The organism is Caballeronia hypogeia (assembly GCF_001544875.2).
Lineage (GTDB): Bacteria > Pseudomonadota > Gammaproteobacteria > Burkholderiales > Burkholderiaceae > Caballeronia > Caballeronia hypogeia.
The window spans coordinates 37,883-59,769 of record NZ_FCOA02000016.1 but is presented as its reverse complement, the minus strand read 5'-3'; the positions used below and the strand labels follow the sequence as shown (position 1 = coordinate 59,769).

The following is a 21,887-nucleotide window of genomic DNA, read 5'->3' as shown; positions in this document are numbered from 1 at the left end:
TGACGGAACTGCGGCGCGCGCAGTTCCGTCGGCTGACACCGGTTACTTGGTAGCGGCTACCGTCTCTTTAACCGAGGCTTCGACCAGTTTGTTCACTGTTCCCGTCTGCTTCTGCTGCTCGATAAACTGATTGAGCACGGCGACGTCCGCGGCCGGCGTATCCTTGCGAATACCGAAAGCGATCCCTTGCTGCGCCAGCAGCGGATTCGGCTTGAACGCGACAGCCCAGTCCGGGTGAGCGCGCGTGAGCAGCAGATTCGTCATGTTGTCATCCGCGAGCAGGTCCGCGCGCTTGGACATCAGCGCAAGGCGCGTTTCGTCGAAGCCCGGCAGACGCATGATCGTCGCCTGTTTCAGGACGGCGGAGATCGCCTTGTCCTGCGCCGTGCCCGACATCACCGTGACGGTCATGCCCGGCTTGTCGATGTCGGCAATCGTATTGATCGACTTCGGCACCTTCGGGTTGTTCTTGTTGTAGGCAAAGGTCACGCTGTAATCGACGACCGGCTCCGAGAACGAGATCGCCTTTCTGCGCTCAGGTGTGTCGTTGAGCGACAGTGAGATGTCCCACTTCTCGGACTGAAGCCCGGCAACGATGTTGTCCCACGTCGTGTCGACATATTCGACCTTGACCTTCAGGACCTTCTCGCCGAACTGGCGGCACAGATCGGGAAAGATGCCGCTGTAGGTTTCCGTCTTCGGGTCCTTCATGGTGTACGGCGGCGAGGTCGCGATACCACAGCGCAGAACGCCGGCCTTTCGCACGCTTTGCCAGGTATTGGCATCCTGGGCATACGTCGTCGAGCTCATGGCAAGTGCGCCTACTGCAGTCGCACAGACCAGCGCGCGACCAAGAATTTGAGAAATCGGCAGCATTTTCAACCTCAGCAATTTAGGGGTTCAGTCAATACAAGTGATCGGGTCTTGCTGGTTTTTGCCTACTTGAGTTCGAAAATTCCATCGAGCTCGACTGCCACGCCTCGCGGCAACGAAATGCAGCCGACCGCGGCCCGGGTATGCCGGCCGGCATCACCCAGCACGGCAACCATGAGATCGGATGCGCCGTTGATGACCTTCGGATGGTCGGTAAAGTCCTCCGCTGCGTTGACAAACCCTCCAAGCCGGACGCAGCCCGCCACGCGACTTAAATCGCCCTCTACCGCGCGATCGACCTGCGCGAGCATGTTGACGGCGCAGAGCCGCGCGGCGGCCTGTCCTTCTTCGATCGTCACGTTGCGACCGAGCTTGCCGACGTATTGATCCACGCCGTCCAGCACCGGCACCTGGCCTGACACGTACAGGAGATTCCCCACCTTCTTGACCGGGAGAAAATTGGCTCCCGGCTTCGGCGCGGATTGAGGCAACTCGATGCCCAACTCGCGCAGGCGTTCTTTCAGACTTTGATTCATCGGGTCGTCTCCGGAACTCACTTCGCGTTGCGAGCCGCGTCCGAGCGCGCCCGGTCGATCCGGTCACCGTCGAACACCACCTTGTGGCGCTGCTCCGCGTACTCGCGCGAGATCTTGCCGTTTGCGAAGTCCGCTTCGATCTTGTCGAGCGTTCGCGTCATCGGATCGCCGTAACCGCCGCCGCCGGCCTGCTCGTGGCGGATGATCGCGCCGCGATGCAGCGTGCGCGTGAACTTGCTGGGAAGCGGCGACAGCCCTTCTTCCGAGCGAAGGTAATTCGCTGAGCAGGCTCCAGTGCCGCCACCGAACAGGCCATAAGGTGCGTGATTGGCGCGGTCCGAGCGAATTTGCGCGACCACTTCGTCGGCTTCGATCCGATACTCGCGCACGAGTCCCAGACCGCCGCGGTATTCGCCCGCGCCGCCTGAATCGGTCGCGAAGCCGTACGCTTCCATCACGATCGGGTAACGCGCTTCGAGCGTTTCGATCGGCATGTTCGACATGTTCTGCGACGGGTTCGTGACGCCTTCCACACCGTCCTTGTTGAAGCGGCCGCCCCATGCGCCGTTGATCATGTCGACCAGAATGAACGGCTCGCTCGCGCCCTTCGCATAGCCGCTCAATGCGATGACCGTGTTGCCGCCCTCGCCCGCCGCCATGACCTTCTTCGGTGCGATCTGCGCCAGCGCGCCGAGCACGCAGTCGACCACGCGATAACCCGTCAGTGCGCGCGCGGCGACCGGCGCCGGCATGCGCGGATTGAGAATCGAGCCTTCCGGCGCGGTAATGTCGATGCAGCGATAAACGCCCGCGTTATTGGGCACGTCGGCGTCCAGCGCGCAGCGCACGCTGAGGTAGGTCGCTGACTTCACGAACGAGAGCGTCGAGTTGATCGCGCCGCGCACTTGCGGCGACGAGCCCGCGAAATCGACGCTGACCTTCGATCCCGCCACCGTGATCGCGCACTTGATGGGAATCGCGTCCTCGGAGAAGCCGTCGTTGTCGATGTAGTCCGTGAAGTGATACACGCCGTCCGGCCATGCTTCAATCGCCTGACGCGTGAGTCTTTCACCGTAGTCGAGCAGTTCGTCGAAGTAGCCTTGGAGGTTCTCTTCGCCATAACGGTCGATCATGCGCAGCAACTCACGTTCGCCGATGTTGCAGGTGGCGAGCTGCGCGTCGAGATCGCCGAGCACGAGATCCGGAAGCCGCACGTTCTTCTTGATGATGTTGATGAGCGTCTCGTTCGGTTCGCCGCGCGCATAGAGCTTCGTCGGCGGAATGCGCAGTCCTTCCTGGAAAATCTCGGTCGAATCCGCAGCGTTGGAACCGGGAACGCGTCCACCCACGTCGCAATGGTGCGCAATCACGACGGAGAATCCCTGCAGCCGCTTCTCATGAAAGATCGGCTTGAACATGAAGATGTCCGGCAGATGCATGCCGCCTTCATACGGATCGTTCAGGATGATGACATCGCCGGGTTCGACGCTCGCCGCGTACTTGCTGATGATCACGTCCACGGCGTCGGGCACCGCGCCAAGGTGCAATGCGACCGTCTTCGCTTGCGCGAGAATGCGTCCCTTCGCATCGCACATGGTCACTGAATAGTCGAGCACATCACGAATAATCGGCGAGCGGGCGGTTCGCATGACGGCGAAGGCCATGTCGTCGACGATGGTGTCGAGCGCGTTTTTGACGACCGCGAAAGTGATCGGGTCAACGTTACGTTGGGTCATGGTTACTCCTGTGAAATCAGTCGAGCGAGGCAATCACGCTGCCTACCTTGTCGGTGCTCACGCGCCAGCCCGGCGGGATCACAATCGTGGTGTCGGAGCTTTCAAGAATCACAGGCCCCGTAATCGGCTTGTCCAGTGTCGAGCGCGGAACGATCGGTGTGTCGATCCACCCGGTCTTGCGGTCGAAGTAGACCCGGCGCGTGCTTGCGGCCTGCCCGCCACTCGTGGATTTCGAACTGCGGATGTCGTTGAAGTCGAGCGTGCTCGTGGCCACGCCGCGCGCGAGCAGCCGAACATTCGCGCATTCGATGGCATCGTTCGACGCGTAGCCGTAGATGGCTGCGTAAGCATCACGGAAGCCTTGGCGCAATGCTTCACGTGCGCTGTCGCCACGCGCCTCGGGAATGCGTACGGGAATCTCGTAGTCCTGTCCCTTGAACCGCATGTCGAGATCGAAGACGTACTCGATGCGATCCGCTGAATAGCCTTCTTCCGCGAGAGCCTTGCGTGCGTCCTCGCGCATCTCGGCGACGACGCCCGCGAGCGCGTCGATATCGAGCGTATCGAGCAGGCTCAGCGACGGGCGCACGAAGTAGCGTTCCACCGCGCCGGCCAGCATGCCCATCGCGGTAAAGACGCCCGGCGCTGCCGGGAACACGACACGCTTCATGTCGAGCGCGCGAGCCAGATCGCACGCGTGCACCGGGCCCGATCCGCCGAACGCGACCAGCGCGAAATCGCGAGGATCGACACCGCGCTCGACCGTCACGGCCTTGATGGTCCGCGCCATGTTGACGTTGACGACCTCGCGAATGCCGACTGCCGCCTCCTCCACGCCGATGCCCAGCGGCGTCGCGAGCAGCGTATCGACCGCGTCACGCGCTGCCTGGATGTTGAGTTCCATCGTTCCGCCTGCGAGCTTCTGCGGCAGAAAACCAAGGATTGCGTTGGCATCGGTTACCGTCGGCTTTTCACCGCCGATGCCGTAGCACACCGGTCCGGGAAACGCGCCGGCCGAGACGGGGCCGACGTTGAGAAGGCCGCCTGCATCGATCCATGCGATCGATCCCGCGCCGCTGCCGACTTCGGCCACGTCGATCGTCGGCACGCGCATCATGTAGCCGCCCGCCTTGATGAAGCGGCTGGGCGTCGAGATGCCCGCCCGGAATTCGTATTCGTTGGTGCGCGCGAGCTGCCCTTCGTGAATCAGCGAGGCCGACGCGGTCGTGCCGCCCATGTCGAAGACCACGAGTTCCTGCTCGTTGATGGCGTCGCCCAGACGTCCCGCGCCGACCACGCCCGCCGACCGGCCAGAGGAGATGAAGAAGACCGGCGTGTCCTGTGCGATGCGAGCGCTCGACAACCCGCCATTCGAGTTGCTGACCAGAAGCGGAGAATTGACGCCGATACGCTTGAGACCCGATTCCAGACGCTGAAGATATGTCCGCAACGCCGGCAGCACGTAGGCGTTCACGACCGTCGTCGACGTGCGCTCATACTCGCGCAGTTCGGGCAGCACCGAGATTGATGCAGTCACGCTGATGTCAGGGAACGCTTGCTGAAATGCTTCCAGCGCCGCTTTCTCATTTGCGCCGTTCTTGTATGAATTGATGAAGCAGATCGCGACAGACTCGACACCTTCGCTCTGAAAGAACTTGCCCGCCTCGATCACCTGATCGACAGGCGTCGGGCGCAGCACGTCGCCGCAAGCGAGGACACGCTCATCGATCTCCAGGCGATAGCGGCGTTCGACGAGCGGCACCGGCTTGTCCCATGAAAGATCGAACATGGTCGGCGTGCGCACGCGACCGATCTCCAGCACGTCCCTGAAACCCTTCGTCGTGATGAGGCCGCACTTCGCGCCAACCTTCTGCAGCATCGTGTTCGAACCGACTGTCGTGCCGTGCAGCACCTCGGTGACATCGGACGTCTTCATGCCGGCCTGCTCGAGAATGCGCTGCACGCCCGTCAGAACCGCCTCCTCCGGCGCCGCAGGCGTCGAAGAGACTTTGGTGAAAGTCACATAGCCCTTGTCGTCGAGCAACACAAGGTCCGTGAAAGTGCCGCCGATGTCGACCCCAATTCTCGCGCTTGCCATATCGATTCCCGATCGTTTCCAAGTTGAAGGTGCATGCCAGATACCGTCTGAACATTTAGATCCAGCGGTGACCGGCTCACATGGAATTGATGATTGGCGACAATTAGAGATCATGTCAGTCGACACAGCCTCTACAAACTTATCGCCCCAATGAACGCATCACATCCATGACTCGCATTGTCGATCAAAAGACGACAATGTCAACGTGAAAAATAATTCCGAGCTGGAGTGAGTCGCTGGAAGCCATACTGGACGGTACTTTAGGCGATGCATCGGGGTAAACATGCATATGTGCATGGCAGCGTAATTTCTTGACAGCCGAATTCGGCGATGCAAGTATTGTCGGCATTAGGTCGACTGTTTTCAGACAAATTTTTTAGCCTTCTTCGGCGTTTCGTGAGGTGAGTATGGGGAAAAATCAGGAAGTCATCGTCGTAACCGGCGGCGCCAGCGGGATTGGCGAGGCCTGCGCGCGTCGCTTTGCGCATGCCGGATATCGCGTGGTTCTGGCTGACGTGAACTCGGACGGCGGCAATCGCGTAGCCAGCGAGTTGCGCGATGCAGGTCATGACGCCCAGTTCCATCACGTCGACCTGGCGAGCGAGGAGTCAGTCGCGAGGTTCGCGTCGCAGGTGATCGAGGAATCCGGCGCGCCGGTTGGCCTCATCAACGCTGGGGGCATCCTTCAGAACGCCGTGCGCGTTCTGGATATGGATCTTGCGGAGTTCGATCGGCTCTTCCAGATCAACGTTCGTGGGACTCTGATCGCATCGCGTGCGTTCGGCGCCGCGATGTGTGAAGCAGGTCACGGATCGGTGATCAATCTTTGTTCGATGACGACGTTTCGCTCTTCGGCGCAAGTGGCTTATACGGTCGGCAAGTCCGGGCTGAAAGCACTGACCGAGACGATGGCGGCCGAGTGGGGACCGCGCGGCGTACGAGTCAACGCAGTTGCGCCGGGTTACACCTTGACTCAGGCCATGCAGGCACGCATCGACAGTGGACAACGTGATCCGGCGTTGGTGATCGAGCGTTCGGCATTGCGCCGTTTCGTCAAGCCGTCCGAAGTCGCCGACGCAGTGTTCTTCCTCTGTTCGAGCGAAGCAGCCGCGATTACGGGCGTGACTTTACCCATCGATTGTGGATGGCTTGCCTCCACCGCTTATCTCGCCTTCGCATCGCAGCCCGATTAAACCGTTTGGAATTCGCTGAAGGAACCACAATGCCCATCATCCACGTACAAATGCTCGCAGGCAGAACGCTCGAGCAAAAGTCTGAACTCGCCGATGCGCTCACGCGCGAAACCGCGCGCATCGCCCGATGCACGGCGGCCGACGTGCAGATCGTTTTCGACGAAGTCGCGCACGCGAGCTGGGCGGTCGGAGGCCGTCTGGTTTCGGCAAATTCGGCTGCGCGCGCAGAACAGACCTGAGAGACGCACCTCATCCGATGAGGACTGGAGCGCAGTAGAACGATACCGGCCTCGAAGCTTTATTTTTGTGGCCGGTTCGTGTTTGTACGAGGGCCGAGTCGGCCGCCGTGAGGCACGACGTGGCTCAAGCCGACTTGCTTGCCGGGTAGACGACCGGCATCTCGGCAGTCAGATTCCTGTCGAGAAACTGCATGAAGCGACCTTTGAACTGAACCGCGTGCTGGTGCGCAGCAGCCTCGGCCCAATCTGCATCGCCCGCTTCGATCGCGGCCACCATCTCGGTATGATCGCTCGCCATTTGCTCGGAACTGATATTTGCCATCGTCTGAAATTGGAAGTGGAGATTGAGCATTCGTCGTCCTTCTTCCAGAAGCCGCCGATACAAATCCGCGAAATAAACGTTCCGCCCGGCCTTGGCAACGGCCATGTGAAATTCGTAGTTCGTTTCGATCACATCCAGACTATTGTGTTTCTTGATGCTGAGCGCTGCGGCCTTTTCGTAAGTTTTCGCCGCAAGCTGGATCTTTCGAAGATCCTCATCGGTCCGGTGCAAAGCGGCAAGACGAGTAGTCACGCGCTGCAGCAAATCCAGCGCATCCAGAAATTCGGGCACACGTCCGAAGTCCATGGGCGTGACCACGTTGCCACGGTTGGGCAAGATCGTGACGAGACCTTCCGCGGACAAGCGCACGAGCGCTTCGCGCACAGGCGATCTCGACACGCCGAAACGCTCCGCGACGCCGAGCTCGTCGAGATGGGTTCCTGGCGCAAGTTTCATCGTCAGGATTTCGTTGCGCAACGTCACGTATACACGCGCCGTGCCCGTCTCTTTGGGAGCGTGAGCATCCCCTGCCGTCTCTTTTGCCATTTTGCCCTTCCTTCATGTCTGTCGAAGAGGCACAATTGTTCGCACCCTTGTCGACGTAATGCCGACAATTGTACTCCTCTTTCTGCACGCGTCGAGCGGGCCAGCACGGGTTCCGGCTGTGGCATTCCTCATTGTCGATTGGCTACAATGATTGATACCTTCGAATCGCAGGGTGGCTTCAATGAAAGGCTGCGTCGCGACCGATGAAGTCATCGCATTTATTTTGATGAATCGAGAGCCTTATGTCCTCAGTTCTAAACGTGCCCAAGGTTGTCAAGCAGTCGATGGGATCTCAAGCCGTCGACATCCTTCGCGAATCGATCATCAACGGAGATTTGCCGGCTGGCGCGCGAATCACCGAGATCCAGCTTTCCGAGGAAATGGATCTTTCGCGCGCGACCGTTCGTGCCGCGCTTCATCAGCTGGCGAAGGAAGGACTCACGACTCTCGTCCCGTACACGGGATGGACCGTCATCACATTGACGCCGAAGGACGTATGGGAGCTCTACACGCTGAGATCGAGCCTCGAGCGCCTCGCCGCTCAACTCGTGGCCTCCACGCTCAATGACCGCAAGCGTCAGCGGATTCGCACCTGTTTTGCGGCCCTTGAACGTAGCTGCGCATCGTCGAACAAGCGCGTCATGGCAGAAGCAGACTTTGCATTTCACAAGACCATCATCGAACTCTCCGAGCATGGGCGCCTGAAGGATCAATATGAGGTGATCGAGCGGCAAATCAGGATCTACATCCGTTCCAGCGATTCACTGGCCGAAACCAGTGAAGCGATCATCGAACAACATCGGCCGATCAGTGTCGCCATTCTCGGGGAAGACGTCGAAGAAGCCGGCAGGTTATCCGAAGCGCACAACATGACGGAAGGAAAGAAGCTCACTGCTCATCTGTTGAGTCTCGACAGTCCGGAAATCGGTTTGAACCCGCTCGGCCCCACGGGGCGCCTCAAGAATTTGAAAGCGCGCCGCGGCAAACTGGCTTGATTGAAGGACAGCCGATCTTCGAATCCAGCCATTCCAGTGCTGGAACAACATTTCTGGAGGGTTGATGTCTCGTCGTAAATTGCTGGTAGCGCTTTCTTACGTTCTGTTCGCTTGCGTAAGCGTAACGAGGACCGTACAGTCCGAAGAGATCAAGTCAGTCAAGATCGGGATCGCCGCACCTCTGACCGGATTCTCGGCGTCGAACGGAAAGGATGAGGAGAATGCTGCCCGCCTCGCCTTCGAGGAAGCCAACGCGCAAGGGCTCATCATTGGCGGCGCGAAGATCGCATTCGAAATCGACGGTCAGGACGATGCCGCCGACCCCAAAACAGCGGTGCTGGTCGCTCAACGCTTCGTCGACGAAAATGTAAGCGGAGTCATCGGTCACTACAACTCCGGATGCTCGGTAGCGGCATCCTCGGTGTACCGAAGGGCAGGTATTCCGCAAATTTCGCCGACGTCAAGTTCCCCGTCGTACACCGCGCAAGGATTCGAAACCACCTTCAGGACGATCAGCAACGACGATCAGATGGCGTTGCTTGCAGCGAACTACTCGGTAGAGCAGTTAAAGGCGAAGCGAATTGCCGTTATCGACGACAGCACCGACTACGGTACGAATCTTGTCACGGAGTACGTCAAGGCTATCCAGAAGCGCGGCGCGCAGCTCGTGTCGTGGCAATACACGACGGCAAACTCCATCGACTTCAGAGCGCTGCTTACGACGATCAAAGGTCTGAATCCCGACTTGATCTTCTATGTCGGTCAGGACATTCAAGCGGCCGGCCTGGCGAAACAGATCCGCCAGCTTGGGATAAGAGCCAGGTTCATGGGAGAAGGTGGATTCACGAACGAGCATTTCCTGCAACTTGCGGGACAAGGCGCAAAAGGAATGCTCAGTTGGGAGTACGGGCTTCCGCGTGACCGGATGCCTCGCGCGGCCGAACTCGACGCCAAGCTGAAGGCCCGGTTTGGCGTCGGGATCGTCCAGTTCGCTCCGCTCGCCTACGACGCCGCGTGGGCCATGATCAATGCGATGAAAGCGTCCGACTCCACGGACCCAAAGAAATATATCAAGGCTTTGCGAACGAATGCCTTCGACGGAGTTACCGGGACGATTGCCTTTACTCAAACCGGCGATCTCAAGAATGCCTCGGCGACGCTCTACGAAGAACAGGGCGGGAAATGGGTGGCTCTGGCCGTCGAGAAGACCACGGCGAAGTGAACGGCCGTTGCTAGGTGCTCCTCCTCTTCGCTTCTCTACTGCGATACACATTTGGCGGAAGGCAGCCGGAGTCGAACCGACCTGGGAATGTCTGACATCCCCAACCGGGTTTGAAGCCCGGCCGCACCACCGGATACGGATGCCTTCCTTCGCATACACGCCCGAAAACCCGGGCAGAACCCACGCGGGCGTCCGATTATAGCGGCGCTGCATAAACCACACGCGTCGCGTCATCGCGCATCAGCGGTCATCGTCGTTGATTCGTGCGCGCGGCGGCCGTCTGCGCATCAGGCGAAAAACGCAATACAGCAAGGCCGCCGCCACGAGCAGATCCAGCACCGTCGCGCCATGCGATTGGAGCGCCAGCACCACGAGGTGCAACTGGTGTTCGAACAGCGCGCCGCCCAGCAGCCAGAACGCCGCCCACGCGACGATTCCCGCCGTGTCCCAGAAGAAGAACGCGAACACGGCGATGCGCGTCGTGCCCATCAGCGGCGGCGTGACGAGTCCGAGACCCGGGACGAACTTCGATATCGCCACGATCGGCGCGCCGTGCCGCTCGAACAGTTCGCCGGCGGTGCGCACGCCGGTATCGAGCGCATACGACCGGCGGGCGAGCGCCGCGACGAGCCTGCGCCCATAGATGCGTCCCGCCGAGAACCATACGCTGTCGCCGAGCAGCGCTCCGCACACCGCCGCGAGCAGCACGTGCGAAAACGACAGCCGCCCGCCCGCCACCGCCGAGCCCGCGAACACGAGCAGCGGCGCGGACGGAAGCGGCACGCCCAGACGCGTGAGCAGCACATTCGCGAACACGGCGGCGGCGCCCCATTGCTGAATCGCCGACGGCGGAATCTGGATCAAGCGGCACCTCGTGATCGTTGCTTTCGATGCTTCATTGCGACCTCGACTCGACGAGCATCACCGGCACGCCTCCACACCCGGCGCTGCTCGCAATTTCGATGCCGCGCCACGGCGAATCCTTGTCATGATCGAAAGCCATCGGATCGACGCGCCGATCCGGCCGGAGCACGTTGAACGGCCACGACGGCCGCCGCAGGCGCTCATGCACGACCGAGCCCAGCCAGATCGGCGCGGGCGGCGCACCGTTGGGCGCGCGCACCTGATAACGCGTCGGCCAGAAGCGCAGCACATCGCGCTCGTCCGGTCCCATCAGCGCGCGCGCGAAAATGAGCGTCGAAGGCTCGCCGTTATTGAGGCGTGGCAAGGCCGGCAACGCGATGGCGGGCGCGTTCGGTATCACCACCGACATCACGCTCTTCAGACTCACATGCGACACCTCGGTCCAGCCGCGCGAAAGCAGTTGCGCGCGGATCTGCGCGGGCGTCGCGACCCATTGCACGGTGATCGGCTCACGCCGGTCGCCCTCCATGCTCGCGCGATAACAGGAAAACGTGCGCCACACGCTATCGGTCCACTGTATCGGCGTGATGACAACGGTCGCGGGGGGCGCGCTGTGCGCTTCGGTATCGTCGCTCAGTTGTACCGCGACGCTGCCGCAGATCACGAGCAGGGTCACGAGCGCCATGAGCGGGCGCGGTTTGGGCCTGGTCGGGTTGCGCCATACCGCCGTCAGCGCGATCAGGAACACCCACACGGCCGCGAGGGCGGTGCTGCCGAGCGCGTCCGAAATCGTGAAGCGTCCGAAGTAGAGTCCCGCGACGCCCACCGCGGTGACGATCGCCGAGGTCGCCGTCGCGATGATCACCCCCGTCAGCACGCCGACGCGCCGAAGCAGCAGGAACGCGAGAAAGCCATAGATGACGACGGTCGCCGCGACATGGCTGCTCGGGAAGCTGTGCTCCGTGGGCGCGAAGGACACGAGGATCGGCTCGTGCGCCGTGAAGCGGATCGCCGCGACGAGCATTTGCGAGAACACGACCGCCACGACCCAGTACGCGACGGTGCGCCAGCGCCGCTCGAAGCTCATCCAGATGATGACCATCGCGCCGAGCGCGAGCAGCGTCTCCGTGCTGCCGAGCGTCGCGGCGGCGTCGAAGATCGAGTCGGTCCAGCTCGACTGGAACGATTGCAGCAGGCGATAGATGGAGACATCGACCTGCACGATGGACGCGCCGCGCGCCACATTCGCGAGCACCGAGAAGAACACCACGGTCGAGGCGAGCAACAGGATCGAGATCACGACGATGAGCCCGGTCGCCGGATTGGCCGGATCGAGCGCGCGCGAGACGAGCCGCGCGGGCAGCCCATCGCTTCGTTGCGCCCACGCGAGCAGGGCGTCCCTCGACGCGATGGTCCAGCGCATCGCGTGCTCGACGACGACGCGCGCGAGGTTGAACACCACCCAGGCGATCGCGGTGACGAGAATCAGGATCACGACGAGCCGGATCGACACCGCGCCCGCCAGCTCGATCGACGCGCCGAACACGACGCCCGGCAGGATGTGCGTGGGCGCCCACACGAGCGCGCTCAGGATGTTGACGAAGAGAAAGCGCGCGGGCGTCATGCCGGCGACGCCCGCCACGACCGGCACGACGGCGCGCATCGGCGCCACGAAACGCGCGAGCACCACGCTCTTCGCGCCGTGCGCTTCGAAATACTTCTTGCCTGCGGCAAGCGCGCCGGGATGCGCGCGGAACGGCCACATCTGCGCGATGCGGTCCGCGTAGCGCTGGCCGAACCAGAAGCTGGCCGCATCGCCGGCAATGGCGCCCGCGATCGCGCAGACGAATACCCAGCCGAGGTTCAGCGCGCCCGCGCCGACCAGCGCGCCGGCGATGAACATCGCCGTGCTGCCCGGCACGAAGGTGCCGATGAACGCGACCGATTCGAGAAACGACGCGAGCAGCACGACCGCGAGCGCCCACTCGGGGTGGCCCGACAGAAGATGCAGCAGCTTGAAGTAGGAATGCTCCATCGTGATCGACCGCGACCGGGCGCGGCGCGCAATCGTCAGACGGACTCGTGCCAGCGGCTATCGGGTCGCAACAGGTGATGTTCGCGGTGGAATCGAGTGTACCCAACGCGGTCGAAGAACTCCAAAATCTGTATCGCCCGTTTGCGGCCCAGCGCGCTCGCGTCGCGGAAAGCGGCCGCGCCGAGCACGCCGCCATGTGCCTGCGCCTCATCCGCCACGAGCCGCGCCAGCGCGCCGATCGACGCGCGGCAGTAGAACAGGTCGCGCACGACCTGATACACGTCGCCGCGCCGCGCGAGCTTTCTGAGAAGCCTGCGCATGTCGTCCTCGGCGACGCCATGGGCGCTCGCGAGATCGCGCACCCACGGCGGATCGAAGCGGCCGTTTTCGATCGATGCGAGCACCGCGCGCGCGAGCGTTTCCTCGCGTTCGTTGAGCGTCACCGCATGCGACGGCAAATGCAGCCATGGCCCGCTTTTCGCAATTGCACCCTGCGTCACCGCATCGTCGACGAGCGCGCGCCACAGCGTGTCGGGCGCGAGCGGCGCAGCCATGCGGCGCAGACGCGCGGCATCGGGACCTTGTTCATCGGGGAAGTGTTCGTGGAATGCGGCGAGGGCGTCGAGCAGACGCGTGTGCAGCGCGCGCCAGTGCGTCGCGGCGATCAGCAATGCGTCCTCTTGCGAGGGCACGATGCGGAGATCGCCGGGCAATGCGATCGATGCCGCCGGCATGCCGCACAGATGTTCGATCAGCGAGCGCGGCAAGCCATACGGCGCTTGCTCGAACAGCGCATCGACGCGGCCGGTGTCGAGCATCGCGGCGAGCGCATCGAGCCACGCGCGGCGTTGCGGCGTGCGACGCTTGCGGGCCGGCGCGAATGGATCCAGCACGCGGCCGCCGCCGATGGTGCGGCTCGCCTGCGCATTGCGCACGATGAAGCGGTCGCCCGGCAGCGCGCCGACAGGTTGATCGAACACGAGCTGCACGCGCGCGGCTTGCCCGGCGGCGAGCGTGTCCGCTCCGAGCAGCGCGACATGCGCGACGCGATGCGTCGTGCCGAGATGCACGTGCAGCGGCGCCCAGTGCGTGAGCGTCAATTGCGCATCGCCTGCGAGGATCAGTTCGACATCGAGCCGTTCGGACGCGCGCGCGAGCCGCGCATCGACCAGCCAGTCCCCACGCGAAAGCGCATCGCGCTCGATGCCCGAGAGGTTGAGCGCGCAACGCTCGCCCGCGTGGCCGGTCTGCGCCGCGCGGTTCTGCGCATGAATGCTGCGCACGCGCACCGGCTCGCTTCCCGGCGCGCGCGGCGCGAGCGCGAGCGTGTCGCCCGCGTTCACGCGGCCCGCGAACACCGTGCCCGTCGCGATCGTGCCCTGTCCCGCTAGCGTGAATACGCGATCGACGGCGAGCCGGAAGAAGCCGTCGTCGCGACGCGCTTGCCCGTGTGTGGCGGCGTTACGCAGATGCGCATCGAGCGCGGCGACGCCTGCATCGTTTGCTTTCGTCGCGTCGGTGTCGAACAGCGCCGCGCCGCGCAACGGGCTGTGCGCGAGCAGCGCCTCGACTTGCGCATGCACCTCGCGCACGCGCGATTCATCCACGCGATCGCATTTGGTCACCGCCACCGCGCCGCGCGCCACGCCGAGCAGTTCGAGGATCGCGAGATGCTCGCGGGTTTGCGGCATCACGCCATCGTCGGCGGCGATCACGAGCAAGGCGAAGTCGATGCCGCACGCGCCCGCCGCCATCGTGTGCACGAGCTTCTCGTGACCCGGCACGTCGATGAAGCCGAGCACGCCGCCGTCCTGCAACGGCACATAGGCATAGCCGAGCTCGATGGAAATGCCGCGCGCCTTCTCTTCCTTCAGCCGGTCGGTATCGACGCCCGAGAGCGCGCGCACCAGCGTGGTCTTGCCGTGATCGATGTGCCCCGCCGTGCCGACGATCATGCGCGTGCTTCCAGTTGCGCGATGAACGCGGCTTCGTCCGCTTCTTCGAGGCAACGCAGATCGAGCCACAGCGCGCCATCCGCGATGCGCCCGAGCACCGGGCGCGGCAACTCGCGCAGCCGCTTCTCGATGCGATTCGGATGCCCGCCCGCGCGCTTGCCGCTCGCGAGACGCACGACGAGGCCATAGCTCGGCAACACATCGACGGGCAACGCGCCGCTGCCGATCTGGCTGAACATCGGCTCGGCGCTGATCGCGAATTCATCCCCGGTCATGCATTGCAGCGCGGGCCGGATGCGCTCGGCGGCGACGCGCATCGCATCGGCGGGACGCGTGAGCAGACGCAGCGTGGTCAGGCGTTCACGCAAGGTTTCCGGCGTGCGATAAAGGCGCAGCACCGCTTCGAGCGCGGCTAGCGTCAGCTTGCCGACGCGCAACGCGCGCTTCAGCGGATGCTTCTTGATCTTCGCGATGAACTCGCGGCGTCCGACGATCAGGCCCGCCTGCGGTCCGCCCAGCAGCTTGTCGCCGCTGAAGGTGACGACATCCGCGCCCGCCGCCACCGTCTCGCGCACGGTCGCTTCGCGCGGCAATCCCCATTGTGCGAGGTCGACCAGCGTGCCGCTGCCGAGATCCACCGCAACGGGCAAGCCGCGCGCCTTCGCGAGCGGCGCGAGTTCCGCGAGCGTCACTTCCTTCGTGAAGCCGCTCATCGCGTAGTTGCTGCAATGGACCTTCATCAAGAGCGCGGTCTTCGGGTTGATCGCTTCGTCGTAATCTTTCAGATGCGTGCGATTGGTCGTGCCGACTTCGCGCAGCTTCGCGCCGGCGCGGCTCATGATGTCGGGAATGCGGAACGCGCCGCCGATCTCGACCAGTTCGCCGCGCGACACGATCACTTCCTTTCTCGATGCCAGCGCCGACAGCGTGAGCAGCACCGCCGCCGCGTTGTTGTTCACGGCGGTCGCGGCTTCGGCGCCGGTCAGCTCGCAGATCAGGCCGTTGATGAGGTCGTCGCGGTCGCCGCGTGCGCCGGTATCGAGATCGAATTCGAGGTTCGCCGGGCGCGTGAGGATTTCAGCCACCGCCCGCACCGCTTCGTCCGGCAGCAGCGCGCGACCGAGATTCGTATGCAGCACGGTGCCGGTCAGATTGAAGACGCTGCGCACATGGCTCCGCATGCGCTTCGCCAGCGTGGCGTCGACCGCGTGGGCAAGCGCGGCGTCGGCCAATCCATCGACCGATGCGCGTCCCGCTTGCGCATCCGTGCGCCATGTGTCGAGCGTCGCGCGCAATGCGCTGAGCGTATGCGTGCGCCCGTATTCCGCGATGATCGCCTCGAAAGCCTGCGACGCCAGTACGCGCTCGACCGACGGCACGCGGGCCATCAGCGCGCGCAGCTCGCCGCCGTCCTTTCCGGTGACGTCGCTCATTGGTCGTCTTCCGTCAGTTCGGGCCACAGCCACGGATGCGGCGCCGCGCGCCGATAGCCCGCATCGCTCACCAGGAGATCGAGCGTGAGGCTTGCGAGGTCGTCGGCGTAGGGCTCGAAATCGTAGGCACGCTCCTGATAGCCGATCTTGCGATACGTGCCGCATTCGTCGCACGACTCCGCCTTGAGCGGCGCGCGGCGCGCGAGCTCGCTCTTGTCTTCGTCGCTGGCGTCGGTCGAGCCCATCGCGTGATAGGCGATGCCCTTGGTCGAATCGCAGTTCGTGCACTTCGCGCGCACGACGTGCAGCTCCGTCGCGCACAGGCCGCATTGCGCGTAGCGATAGCCTTCATATGCGCCGCCCACCCGCACGATGCTCGCGACCGGCACCGAGCCGCACACCGGACACACGCCGGGCGCATCGAGATACGGCACGTCCTTCATGTCGATGCGGCTCGCGAGATCGGTCCACACGACCTGCAACGCGGCGGCGATGAAAGGCGCTGCGGCTGGATCGACTTCGGCGAAGCGCAGAGCGAGGATCGCGTCGGCCTGGGCGTCGAGTGCGGCTGAGTCCATCGCGCGCAGGCGAGCGACGAGTTGCGCGAGCGCCGGCGTAAGGGCGCCCGCCGCTTCGATGCTGTCGAGCAGCATGAAGAGCGCGTCGCGCCAGGCGGGGCCGCGTGTGTCGGTGAGCGCGGGGACGATCGGCATCGAATGGCGCTGGTTGAGCTCGATCGTTTCGCGCGATGGCATCGGTGCGTTGAAGCTCGCGAGCAGGCGCTGCTGCGCGTCGGCGAGCGCGGCCATCAGGCGCAGATAACCGGAGATGGGATTGTTGGCGTCGGCGAGTTGCAACAGACGCGCGGCGCGCGCGGCGAACACGGTGGCGCGCTCGGGCATGCGCAGACGCGGAATCGCCGATGGATCGAGGGATTCGATGCGCGCGGCTTCGACTATGCGTTGGACCACGGAAGGTTTCCTCGCGGGGTGGGCACGGCGGTCGATCAAGCATATCAGCTAAATTCGACACGTAATGGACCGCACCCCGCTCGTATTGGCCCAACCGGTGAATGGCTCTTTACTTCCCGATAGTCTCCCTGAACCACCGCGGATGGTGCTTGCGCGCCCATCCATACGTAACCGTGCCACGCGTCATTGCGCCGATCGAGCCCTTGACCCACAGAGCCGCATATATATGCACGATTATCGACACGATCAGCACGAACGCTGTCGCCGCATGCACGACGGCCGCGAAGCGAATCACGGTGATCGGAAAATAGAACGCGAAGTACGCGCGCCAGATCACGATGCCACTCAATAACAGCAGCACGAGACTCAGCACCATCACGAAGAACAGGATCTTCTGCCCCGCGTTGTACTTGCCGATCTCGGGCAGCCGGTCCTCGCGATTGGTGAGCACGTCGTTCATCTGCTTCATCCACTGGACGTCGTTCTTGTCCAGATAGTTGTGATGCCAGAATCGCAACGCGAGAATCAGGAACGAGAGGAACATCACGCAGCCGACGAACGGATGCAGAATGCGCGTCCACTGCCCGCCGCCGAAAATCGCATACAGCCACGACATCGACGGATGAAACATCGCGAGCCCGGACAGCGCAAGCAGCACGAAGGTGATCGCGGTGATCCAGTGATTCGTGCGCTCGTTCGGCGTGTAGCGCACGATCAGCCGATGCCCCTTCACATCACGTAGTTCGCTATCGTGTTTCATCTGTACGCTCCTGTCCGCCCTCGCGACGCCGCCGCACTTCTTCCGCCTCGCGGTGCGCTTCCAGTTCGTCATCCTCGCTGACTTCGTTCGGTCCGACGCGCGTGTAATGGAAGAAACCCGCGAGCGCCGCGAGCGCAATGCCCGCCATCGCGAGCGGCTTCGTCACGCCCTTCCAGATCGACACGAGCGGACTGATGTGCGGGTCCTTCGCGAGACCGTGATACAACTCCGGCTGATCCGCATGGTGCAGCACGTACATGACATGCGTGCCGCCCACGCCCGGCGGATCGTACAGACCCGCGTTCGCGAAGCCACGCTCCTTCAGATCCTCGACGCGCTCGGCCGCCTGCTGATGCATGTCCACCTTGGTGCCGAACATGATCGCGCCGGTCGGGCAGGTCTTCACGCACGCGGGCTCCTGCCCGACCGCGACGCGATCCGAGCAGAGCGTGCATTTATAGACCCGGTTGTCTTCCTTCGAGAGCCGCGGGATGTTGAACGGGCAGCCCGTGATGCAATAGCCGCAGCCGATGCAGTTCTCCTCGTGAAAATCCACGATGCCGTTCGTGTACTGCACGATCGCGCCCGGCGACGGACACGCCTTCAGACAGCCGGGGTCCTCGCAATGCATGCAGCCATCCTTGCGGATCAGCCATTCGAGGTCGCCCTTCGGATTCTCGTATTCGGTGAAGCGCATCACCGTCCACGAATGTTCCGTCAGGTCGCGCGGATTGTCATAGACGCCGGTCGTGTAACCGATATCGTCGCGCAGATCGTTCCATTCCATGCACGCCGTCTGGCACGCCTTGCAGCCGATGCACTTCGACACGTCGATGAGCTTCGCCACCGTGCCCGTCACCGGCTCGCGCACCTGCGTCTCCGGCACGGTCGTCGCCGAGAGACGCTTGATATCGAGCGATTGCAGAGCCATCTCGTCCCCCTATGCCTTCTCGACCTTCACGAGGAACGACTTGAACTCGGGTGTCTGCGAGTTTCCGTCGCCCACGGAAGGCGTGAGTGTGTTGACGAGATAGCCCGGCTTCGTGAGGCCCTTGAAGCCCCAGTGCAGCGGCAGGCCGACGGTGTGCACCTTCTTGCCCTCCACGGTCAATGGCTTGATGCGTTTGGTGACCAGCGCCACCGCGACGATATGCCCGCGATTGCTCGACACCTTCACGCGATCCCCGGCGACCACGCCCACTTCCTTCGCATGTTCCTCGCCGATCTCCACGAACTGCTGCGGCTGCACGATCGCGTTCAGGCGCGCGTGCTTGGTCCAGTAGTGGAAGTGCTCGGTCAGGCGATACGTCGTCGCCGTGTTCGGGAACTTGTCGGCGGTGCCGAACGCCGCGCGGTCATCGGGGAACACGCGCGCGGCCGGATTGCTCGTGACCGCCTTGTTGTCCGGGAAGAAGGGGTTGTAGCCGAGCGGCGTTTCGAACGGCTCGTAGTGCGAGGGGAACGGCCCTTCGTTCATGCCGTCGCGCGCGAAAAAGCGCGCCACGCCTTCCGGATTCATGATGAACGGGCTCATGCCCTTGTCGGGCGGCTCGTCCACCTTGAAGTCCGGAATGTCCGCGCCGGTCCACGCGCGGCCATTCCACGCGACGAGTTTTCTCGACGGATCGAATGGCTTGCCGTTCACATCGCACGATGCGCGGTTGTACAGCACGCGACGATTCGCCGGCCACGCCCAGGCCCAGCCGAGCGTCTGGCCGATGCCCGTCGGGTCCGAGTTGTCGCGCCGGCCCATCTGGTTGCCCGCTTGCGTCCACGAGCCGCAGAAGATCCAGCAGCCGCTCGCGGTCGAGCCGTCGTCGCGCAGTTGCGCAAAGCTCGCGAGCTGTTCGCCGCGTTTGGCGAGCACCTTGGTCGAATCCGCCGGATCGGTGACATCGGCGAGCGCGCGGCCGTTGTACTCCATCGCCAGCTCTTCGGGCGTCGGGCTTTCCGGATCGGAATACGGCCATGTCATCTTGAGGATCGGATCGGGATACTTGCCGCCCTTCTCCTGGTACGCCTTCCGCATGCGCAGCCACAAACCCGACATGATTTCCAGATCGCTGCGCGCTTCGCCGGGCGGCTGCGCGCCTTGCCAGTGCCATTGCAGCACGCGCGACGAACTCACGAGCGAGCCGCGTTCCTCCGCGAAACAGGTGGTCGGCAAACGGAACACTTCCGTCTGGATCTTCGATGAATCGACGTCATTGAACTCGCCGTGATTCTTCCAGAACTCCGATGTCTCGGTCGCGAGCGGATCCATGATGACGAGCCACTTCAGCTTCGACAGACCCAGGCCGATCTTCGCCTTGTTTGGCGCCGCCGCGAGCGGATTGAAGCCCTGGCAGATGTAGCCGTTCATCTTGCCCGCGGCCATCAGCTCGAATACCTGCAGCATGTCGTATGACTTGTCGAGCTTCGGCAGCATGTCGTAGCCGAAGTTGTTATCGGCTGTCGCGTTATCGCCCCACCATGACTTCATGAAGCTCACGAAGAACGCGCGATAGTTCTTCCAGTAGCTCAACTGATTCGGCCGCAGCGGCTGCGACGCGCGCTTCTTGATGTACTCGTCGTAGTCCTGCTCGCCTTCCATCGGCAGGGTCATGTAGCCGGTCAAGAGATTCGACATCAGGCCGAGATCGGTCAAGCCCTGAATGTTCGAGTGTCCGCGCAGCGCGTTCATGCCGCCGCCCGCAATGCCGATGTTGCCTAGCAGAAGCTGCACCATCGCGCCCGTGCGGATCATCTGCGCGCCGACCGAGTGATGCGTCCAGCCGAGCGCATAGAGGATCGTGCCCGCGCGATTCGGCACGGCCGTCGTCGCGAGCATCTCGCAGACCTTGAGGAACTTGTCGGTCGGCGTGCCGCAGATCTTCGTCACCATTTCCGGCGTGTAGGTGGCGTAGTGCTGCTTGAGCAGGTTGTAGACGCAGCGCGGATCCTGCAAGGTCGGATCGGTCTTCACATAGCCGTCGTCGCCGCGCTCGTAGTCCCAGCTCGTCTTGTCGTACTTGCGATGTTCCGCGTCGTAGCCGGAGAACAAGCCGTCCTTGAACGCGAAGTCCTCGCGCACGATGAACGACATGTCCGTGTAATTCTTCACGTACTCGTGCTGGATCTTGTCGTTCGTGAGCAGATAGTTGATGACGCCGCCCAGGAACGCGATGTCCGTGCCGGTGCGGATCGGCGCGTAGAAGTCCGCGACCGATGCCGTGCGCGTGAAGCGCGGATCCACGACGATGAGCCGCGCGCGCCGATGCGCCTTCGCCTCGGTCACCCACTTGAAGCCGCACGGGTGCGCCTCGGCTGCGTTGCCGCCCATCACCAGAATCAGGTCCGTGTTCTTGATGTCGACCCAATGGTTCGTCATCGCTCCACGGCCAAACGTCGGGGCAAGACCTGCCACCGTCGGGCCATGTCAGACACGCGCCTGATTGTCGAATGCGAGCATCCCCATGCTGCGCACGGTCTTGTGCGTCAGATAGCCGACCTCGTTGCTGCCCGCCGACGCCGCGAGAAAGCCCGTGGTCAGCCATCGGTTGACCTTCTTGCCGTCGGTCGTGGTCTCGACGAAGTTCGCGTCGCGGTCTTCCTTCATCAGCACGGCGATGCGATCGAGCGCCTCTTCCCACGAGATGCGCTTCCACTCGCTCGACCCCGGCGCGCGATGCTCTGGAAACGTGAGCCGGCTCGGACTATGAATGAAGTCGATGAGCGAGGCGCCTTTCGGGCAGAGCGTGCCGCGATTGACCGGATGATCCGGGTCGCCTTCGATATGGATGATGCTCGCCCGGGCGTTTTTGGCGTTGTCGCCCAGGCCGTACATGAGGATGCCGCACCCGACTGAACAGTACGGGCAGGTATTGCGCGTTTCCGTGGTGCGCGACAGTTTGTATTGTCGGACCTCGGCAAGCGCGGGAGCCGGAGAGAAGCCCATTGCCACCAGGCTCGAACCGGCGAGCGTGCTCGCGGAGACCTTGAGGAACTGTCGCCGTGACATTTGGAGCATGGTTGCCCTCGGCGCGTCGTAAAGTGGGTTTCTAAAGTATATGGTGCTCGATTACGGGTTGCAGACAGGTTGACACGGTATTTGCACCAATCAGCGCGAT

17 protein-coding genes and 1 tRNA gene are annotated in these 21,887 nt (G+C 63.0%); 4 read left to right on the top strand and 14 right to left on the bottom strand.

Going from position 1 to position 21,887, the window contains the following annotated elements; all coding sequences use genetic code 11:
• Positions 1–42: 42 nt before the first annotated feature.
• The 4 genes from AWB79_RS22290 to AWB79_RS22275 all read right to left on the bottom strand — a co-directional run bounded on the left by AWB79_RS22290 (position 43) and on the right by AWB79_RS22275 (position 5,243).
• Positions 43–810, bottom strand: coding sequence for a substrate-binding periplasmic protein (locus AWB79_RS22290; RefSeq protein ID WP_232470967.1), 768 nt, complete (start codon positions 808–810; stop codon positions 43–45).
• A gap of 128 nt (positions 811–938) precedes the next feature.
• Complete coding sequence (locus tag AWB79_RS22285; RefSeq protein WP_061169699.1) at positions 939–1,409, bottom strand: RidA family protein; 471 nt, start codon at positions 1,407–1,409, stop codon at positions 939–941.
• 17 nt (positions 1,410–1,426) lie between these two features.
• Positions 1,427–3,145, bottom strand: coding sequence for a hydantoinase B/oxoprolinase family protein (locus AWB79_RS22280; RefSeq protein WP_061169610.1), 1,719 nt, complete (start codon positions 3,143–3,145; stop codon positions 1,427–1,429).
• A gap of 16 nt (positions 3,146–3,161) precedes the next feature.
• Positions 3,162–5,243 carry a hydantoinase/oxoprolinase family protein gene (locus AWB79_RS22275; protein ID WP_061169609.1) on the bottom strand — a complete coding sequence of 694 codons (2,082 nt, stop codon included), beginning with the start codon at positions 5,241–5,243 and terminating at the stop codon, positions 3,162–3,164.
• 407 nt (positions 5,244–5,650) lie between these two features.
• Between AWB79_RS22275 and AWB79_RS22270 the strand changes: the two genes are divergently transcribed.
• Together AWB79_RS22270 and AWB79_RS22265 are read left to right on the top strand one after the other, a co-directional pair.
• On the top strand, positions 5,651–6,436 hold the full coding sequence (locus tag AWB79_RS22270) for an SDR family NAD(P)-dependent oxidoreductase (RefSeq protein WP_061169608.1): 786 nt from the start codon (positions 5,651–5,653) through the stop codon (positions 6,434–6,436).
• Positions 6,388–6,675, top strand: a complete 288-nt coding sequence (locus AWB79_RS22265; protein ID WP_157695827.1) for a tautomerase family protein — start codon at positions 6,388–6,390, stop codon at positions 6,673–6,675. The genes AWB79_RS22270 and AWB79_RS22265 overlap by 49 nt, the downstream gene beginning before the upstream one ends.
• 124 nt (positions 6,676–6,799) lie before the next feature.
• On the opposite strand, the gene AWB79_RS22260 is transcribed toward AWB79_RS22265, so the two are convergent.
• Positions 6,800–7,543 carry a GntR family transcriptional regulator gene (locus tag AWB79_RS22260; protein ID WP_061169606.1) on the bottom strand — a complete coding sequence of 248 codons (744 nt, stop codon included), beginning with the start codon at positions 7,541–7,543 and terminating at the stop codon, positions 6,800–6,802.
• Between the two features lie 260 nt (positions 7,544–7,803).
• Here AWB79_RS22260 and AWB79_RS22255 point away from each other — a divergent pair, with 260 nt between their 5' ends.
• Both AWB79_RS22255 and AWB79_RS22250 read left to right on the top strand, forming a co-directional pair.
• Positions 7,804–8,538, top strand: coding sequence for a GntR family transcriptional regulator (locus AWB79_RS22255; RefSeq protein WP_232470966.1), 735 nt, complete (start codon positions 7,804–7,806; stop codon positions 8,536–8,538).
• Between the two features lie 64 nt (positions 8,539–8,602).
• Positions 8,603–9,760: a branched-chain amino acid ABC transporter substrate-binding protein gene (locus tag AWB79_RS22250; RefSeq protein WP_061169604.1), complete on the top strand. Its 1,158-nt coding sequence runs from the start codon at positions 8,603–8,605 to the stop codon at positions 9,758–9,760.
• A 52-nt stretch (positions 9,761–9,812) separates the two neighbouring features.
• On the opposite strand, the gene AWB79_RS22245 is transcribed toward AWB79_RS22250, so the two are convergent.
• The 9 genes from AWB79_RS22245 to fdnG form a co-directional block, all read right to left on the bottom strand.
• Positions 9,813–9,908, bottom strand: a tRNA-Sec gene (locus AWB79_RS22245).
• Between the two features lie 92 nt (positions 9,909–10,000).
• Entirely contained in the window at positions 10,001–10,624 is a 624-nt protein-coding gene (locus AWB79_RS22240; RefSeq protein WP_061169603.1) for a DedA family protein, read from the bottom strand.
• A 31-nt stretch (positions 10,625–10,655) separates the two neighbouring features.
• Positions 10,656–12,659, bottom strand: a complete 2,004-nt coding sequence (locus AWB79_RS22235; RefSeq protein ID WP_061169602.1) for a bifunctional DedA family/phosphatase PAP2 family protein — start codon at positions 12,657–12,659, stop codon at positions 10,656–10,658.
• A gap of 35 nt (positions 12,660–12,694) precedes the next feature.
• Positions 12,695–14,614 carry a selenocysteine-specific translation elongation factor gene (gene selB / locus AWB79_RS22230; protein ID WP_061169601.1) on the bottom strand — a complete coding sequence of 640 codons (1,920 nt, stop codon included), beginning with the start codon at positions 14,612–14,614 and terminating at the stop codon, positions 12,695–12,697.
• Positions 14,611–16,047 carry an L-seryl-tRNA(Sec) selenium transferase gene (gene selA, locus AWB79_RS22225; protein WP_061169600.1) on the bottom strand — a complete coding sequence of 479 codons (1,437 nt, stop codon included), beginning with the start codon at positions 16,045–16,047 and terminating at the stop codon, positions 14,611–14,613. Before selA ends, selB begins: the two co-directional genes overlap by 4 nt.
• On the bottom strand, positions 16,044–17,018 hold the full coding sequence (fdhE, locus tag AWB79_RS22220) for a formate dehydrogenase accessory protein FdhE (protein ID WP_061169599.1): 975 nt from the start codon (positions 17,016–17,018) through the stop codon (positions 16,044–16,046). The genes selA and fdhE overlap by 4 nt, the downstream gene beginning before the upstream one ends.
• A 109-nt stretch (positions 17,019–17,127) precedes the next feature.
• The gene (locus tag AWB79_RS22215; protein ID WP_061169598.1) at positions 17,128–17,778 is read right to left on the bottom strand and encodes a formate dehydrogenase subunit gamma; all 651 of its coding nucleotides are present in this window, start codon (positions 17,776–17,778) and stop codon (positions 17,128–17,130) included.
• On the bottom strand, positions 17,765–18,709 hold the full coding sequence (gene fdxH / locus AWB79_RS22210) for a formate dehydrogenase subunit beta (RefSeq protein WP_061169597.1): 945 nt from the start codon (positions 18,707–18,709) through the stop codon (positions 17,765–17,767). The genes AWB79_RS22215 and fdxH overlap by 14 nt, the downstream gene beginning before the upstream one ends.
• A 9-nt stretch (positions 18,710–18,718) precedes the next feature.
• Positions 18,719–21,787 (bottom strand): formate dehydrogenase-N subunit alpha, encoded by a 3,069-nt coding sequence (gene fdnG, locus AWB79_RS22205; protein WP_157695826.1) that lies wholly within the window; start codon positions 21,785–21,787, stop codon positions 18,719–18,721.
• Positions 21,788–21,887: the final 100 nt, after the last annotated feature.

Coding starts and splice junctions, on each gene's coding strand:
- AWB79_RS22290 (WP_232470967.1), bottom strand. CDS start 810: ATGAGCTCGACGACGTATGCCCAGGATGCCAATACCTGGCAAAGCGTG.
- AWB79_RS22285 (WP_061169699.1), bottom strand. CDS start 1,409: ATGAATCAAAGTCTGAAAGAACGCCTGCGCGAGTTGGGCATCGAGTTG.
- AWB79_RS22280 (WP_061169610.1), bottom strand. CDS start 3,145: ATGACCCAACGTAACGTTGACCCGATCACTTTCGCGGTCGTCAAAAAC.
- AWB79_RS22275 (WP_061169609.1), bottom strand. CDS start 5,243: ATGGCAAGCGCGAGAATTGGGGTCGACATCGGCGGCACTTTCACGGAC.
- AWB79_RS22270 (WP_061169608.1), top strand. CDS start 5,651: ATGGGGAAAAATCAGGAAGTCATCGTCGTAACCGGCGGCGCCAGCGGG.
- AWB79_RS22265 (WP_157695827.1), top strand. CDS start 6,388: ATGGCTTGCCTCCACCGCTTATCTCGCCTTCGCATCGCAGCCCGATTA.
- AWB79_RS22260 (WP_061169606.1), bottom strand. CDS start 7,543: ATGGCAAAAGAGACGGCAGGGGATGCTCACGCTCCCAAAGAGACGGGC.
- AWB79_RS22250 (WP_061169604.1), top strand. CDS start 8,603: ATGTCTCGTCGTAAATTGCTGGTAGCGCTTTCTTACGTTCTGTTCGCT.
- AWB79_RS22235 (WP_061169602.1), bottom strand. CDS start 12,659: ATGGAGCATTCCTACTTCAAGCTGCTGCATCTTCTGTCGGGCCACCCC.
- selB (WP_061169601.1), bottom strand. CDS start 14,614: ATGATCGTCGGCACGGCGGGGCACATCGATCACGGCAAGACCACGCTG.
- selA (WP_061169600.1), bottom strand. CDS start 16,047: ATGAGCGACGTCACCGGAAAGGACGGCGGCGAGCTGCGCGCGCTGATG.
- AWB79_RS22215 (WP_061169598.1), bottom strand. CDS start 17,778: ATGAAACACGATAGCGAACTACGTGATGTGAAGGGGCATCGGCTGATC.
- fdxH (WP_061169597.1), bottom strand. CDS start 18,709: ATGGCTCTGCAATCGCTCGATATCAAGCGTCTCTCGGCGACGACCGTG.